The sequence below is a fragment of the Amaricoccus sp. genome, assembly GCF_017993425.1.
Lineage (GTDB): Bacteria > Pseudomonadota > Alphaproteobacteria > Rhodobacterales > Rhodobacteraceae > Amaricoccus.
The window spans coordinates 1-3319 of sequence record NZ_JAGOMQ010000089.1 but is presented as its reverse complement, the minus strand read 5'-3'; the positions used below and the strand labels follow the sequence as shown (position 1 = coordinate 3319).

Below are 3319 nucleotides of genomic sequence, written 5' to 3'. Positions count from 1 at the left end.
TTGGCCTTGGCGGGTTTGACGGGGGTGGGGATGCGGGCGGCGGCCTTGGCGACCTTCTTGCTGGCGGCCTTGGCGACCTTCTTGGCGCGGGTCTTGCGGGCGGCCGCGAGGGTCTTCTCGATGCGGTCGACGGCGCGGTCGAGGCTGCTCGGCTTGCGGCCGCGGGCTGGCTCGTCCTCGGGCTCGGCTTCGGCGTCGTCGTCGTCGTCGTCGGCCGCGAGCTCGGTGTCGTCGTCGTCGTTATCCTCGTCGGCCTCGCTGTCGTCGTTGTCGACGTCGACGGGTGCGGTGACGGCCTCGGCGGCGACGGGGGCGTCGATCGGGGCGTCGACGTTGGCCTCACCGAACAGGGCGATGGCCAGGTCGGAGAGGCACAGCTCGCCGAGGCCGTCGGCCCAGCCGAGGTCGTGGGCGGCGTCGATGATGTCGCCGAGGGTCGTGTCGGGGGTCAGCTCGTGGGCGATGGTGTCGAGCACCGCGCGTCGCTGTTCGACGGCGAGGTGGCGACGGTAGCTGTCCTCGAACCCGGACGCGATGTTACGTTGCACGGCGCGGGATATTGCAGCATGGAGCGGCCTCGCTCAAGGGGCGCGAGGGCGATCGCTGCGATTGCTGCGAATGGTTGCGACGGCCGTATGGGGGTTGCCAGCCGCGTGCGGCAACCCACGGGGTAATTGCGGTGGTGTTACGGGGTCACGGGAGCGACGGGAATCGCGGGTGTCACGTCGGTGGCCGTGACCTCGGGCGAGGACTCGGGCGTGAGCTCGTCGCCCGGGGCGGGCGCCTTGGTCGGCTTGGGGATGTACGCGTCGACCGGCGACTTGCGGTCGCCGCGGACGCGGCCCTCGAGCACGTGCACGGCGATCGGCTGCTGCAGGGTGTAGCGATAGCCGCGGGTCTTGAGCTGGATCTTGTAGGGGTGGCCCTCGTGGACGATCTCGCGGCCGAAGCCGAGCTTGATCTGGCCCTCGCGGGTGAAGGCGCGGTGGGTGAGGATGAACGAGAACATGCGCACCGCGGACATGTTGTAGAGGCGGTGACAGCCGTGGGAGAAGCGGCGCAGGATCGACATGTAGTCGACGCTGCCGTGGGTGCGGATGCCGTTGTCGAAGTCGGCCTTCCAGTTGCCCTCGGCGTCCTTGATCTCCTTGATGTGGTAGGCGGCGACGAGGCCGTAGGCGGAGGTGTAGCTGGGGCCGAACTCGCCGTAGTTGACGACCGTGCGGACCTTGCCGTCCTTCCACTTGCGGCGGACCAGCTCGCGCGGCGGGGTGGTGGCCGGGGGGATCCACACCGGGGCGGCGACGATCTCCTTCCAGACGCGGTCGCCGACGTCGGACTCCTTGTACTTGTAGTGCTCGCTGCCGTTGTACATCTCGCTGCGCCACGAGCCGATGGTGGTGCGCCAGTGGACCAGCGGGATCTTCTGCTCGCCGAGCACGGCGTAGAGGGTGAAGTGCGGGTAGCGCTCGCGCGGCTGGCCGAGCTTGTTGCCCTCGCTGTCGAACGGGAAGTCGTACCAGACGTCGCCGCGGTCGATGACGACGTCGAACTGCATGTCCTCGGCGTAGTAGGCGGGCGGCGGGGGCAGGCGGACGGCGACCAGCAGGTTGTCGAAGTTGCCGCCGCCGAGGTCGGAGAGGCGGGCGAGGGTCTGCTTGGCGGACTCGGGGGTGGTGAGATCGAGGGCCGCGATGACGGCGCTGCGGGCCTCGCCGGCGACGTCGCGCAGGGCGTGCTCCTGGCCCTGGCTGTCGGTCCAGCGGAACTTGGGCTTCCACTTGAGGGCCGAGCCGTCCTCGAGGATGCCGGCGCCGGAGACGGTGCGCTCCTCGACGACGCGGAGGAGGCGGCCGTGGTTGCTCTCGGCCTGGGAGAGCGCGAGGGCGGCGAGGTTGTCCTGGGTGAAGTGGCCCCATCCCTTGATCGCGTGCTTCTTCTCGAAGGCGGCGAGGGCGTGGGTGGTGGCGCTGTCGAACACGCCGGGCTCGTACTTGCCGACGCCCTCGGCGGACACGAACATCTTCTCGCAGCGCAGGCGTCGCTGGGCGTGGTCGATGACGTCGACGCGGGCCTTTGTCTCCTGCCACAGGGCGTAGCTGTTGCCGAGCTTGGGGTGATCCTTGGCGGCCTCGGGGGTGGCGGGGTCGAGGCCGGCCTTTTTCATGTCCTTGGCGAGCTTGGCGGCCAGGGCCTTGGCCTTGCGCACGTCGCCGCCCTTCTTGCCGGTGTAGGGGATCACGCCGGTGAAGCGCTTGAAGACCTCGGGGTCGAAGCCGGCCTGGGTGAGGCAGGGGTCGATCTCGGTGTCGGAGGCTTGCCAGTCGGCGTGGACGACGCGCAGCGTGGGCGGGATCCCGTAGAGCTCAAGGAAGTTTCGCTCGTGCGCGTCGAGCTTCTCGCCCTCGGCGTCGATCTTGTCGTTGGCGAGGCCGATGTAGCGCTGGCGGTACTCGTTGGCGCTGAGGTCCTCGACGCCGGTGGTCTTCTCGCTGAAGATGTAAGGGACCCAGCTGTTGCCGAGGTCGACCACCGTGTAGCCGGCGGCCTCGGCCTGGGCGATCTCCTGCTTGCGGGGCTCGGCGCCGGGCTCGAACACCCAGGCCTGGCCGGCCGCGTGTTCGCGCTGGCTCACCTTGGGCAGCACCGGCACCGGCGGGGCGCTCGGCTCGCGCACGGGCGGCGCGGCGACCTCACCCGCGCTGGCGGCGGCCTCGGGCTCGGGCGCCGCGTGGGGCAGCGTCTGCTGGGCGCCCGAACAGGCGAACAACCCGAGGGGGCCCGCGGCGGCCAGGGACATGAGCCAGGAGCGCCAGGAGCGACAGGAGCGACGGGAGCGTTTCACCAGGGAAGACATTGTGACAGCCTCGCAGCTTAGCGTGCTGGCTCACAGACCGCCAAAGACCGGCATAAAGGCCCGGCAGCGGTGCCGCACGCGGACCGGCGTTGCGCGCCGGGACCGTGGCGATGAACGGGTGAGGGTGGTCGGCCATTCGCGTCACGGGTCCGTCGCGGGCGCGTGTCGTCGCGGGCGCGATCGCATGCGGGCGGCGGTTTTCGCCCGGATGCAGCGTGTGCAGGCGGCGTGGCGCCTTCGCTGCGGACGGGCGGCGCCGCGGGTCCGTGAGCAAGGGCCCGCGCAGGCGGGCGAGCGCGGGGCTGGGCGAAGGCGGCGCGAGGCTCGGGGCTCGCGCGGAGCTTTACAAGCCGCCGGGGTCTATGCCACGTTGACGCTCGCCGTAAGGAGACCGTCGTTGCACCTCGTCAAGACTGCCCTCACCTATGTCGCGATCTTCTGCGTCGGCGCCGTGACCTCGGT

The 3319-nt window shown here is 70.4% G+C and carries 2 protein-coding genes; both read right to left on the bottom strand.

All coding sequences use genetic code 11. The annotated features are described in order from the left end of the window. Positions 1–548: hypothetical protein (locus KBB57_RS19925; protein WP_290754117.1), on the bottom strand; the 548-nt coding region annotated here is incomplete at its 3' end. A gap of 137 nt (positions 549–685) precedes the next feature. Next, positions 686–2800: a hypothetical protein gene (locus tag KBB57_RS19920; protein ID WP_290754114.1), complete on the bottom strand. Its 2115-nt coding sequence runs from the start codon at positions 2798–2800 to the stop codon at positions 686–688. Between the last annotated feature and the right edge of the window lie 519 nt (positions 2801–3319).